Consider the following 727-nt stretch of genomic DNA (forward strand, 5'->3'; position numbering starts at 1 on the left):
GATGGCGTAAAATAGTATGTGTAAGGATCGGGGAGTCTAGTAAACGACAAAAAAGTAGGGTATCCTTGGGATTGCAAAGTCACCAAGAAAAGGAGCCCTACTCAATGACCAGTATACAACAAAACCCGTTCAGTGATCTACTCGAAAATAGCCTACAAAGTTTTCTGAAAGAAAAGATTGAACTCATGCTCCGCGAAGAAATCAAAAATTACCTGGGTGTCGAACATCCGGAGGAGCCCAACACTCGCAATGGATATTACACCCGCACGTGGGACACCCGCCACGGGCTCATCTCCGACCTGAACGTCCCACGGGATCGGCAGGGTCTGTTCCAGACGGAGCTCTTTGAGCCGTACCAGCGCCGGGAGGCGTGGCTGGAAGACACCGTAATCCACATGTATAAAGGGGGCATGAGCACCCGGGATATCGCCTCGTTTATCGAGAAAATGTTTGGGACCTCGTACTCGCCAGCGACCGTGAGCAACATCACCGGCACGGTCCTGGAAGATGTGGCCGCCTGGCAGGATCGTCCGCTCTCCAAACGCTACTCCGTCATTTATCTGGATGGCATGTACGTCAAACTGAAGCGCCAAAGCGTGGCCAGTGAAGTCATCTATGTCGCCATGGGGATTGATGAAGACGGGCACCGGGAAATTCTCAGCTTCAGCATTGGCGGCAAGGAGAGCGCCTATGGCTGGCGAGAAGTGCTGCAGGACCTGCACCGCAG

At 53.2% G+C, this 727-nt stretch carries 1 protein-coding gene; it reads left to right on the top strand.

Features of this window, described 5'->3' with window-relative positions:
• Nucleotides 1–104 precede the first annotated feature (104 nt).
• Nucleotides 105–727: IS256 family transposase (locus tag HYD27_RS31705; protein ID WP_219221755.1), on the top strand; the 623-nt coding region annotated here is incomplete at its 3' end.

The sequence above is a fragment of the Paenibacillus sp. S150 genome (assembly GCF_019352175.1).
GTDB lineage: Bacteria > Bacillota > Bacilli > Paenibacillales > Paenibacillaceae > Paenibacillus_AQ.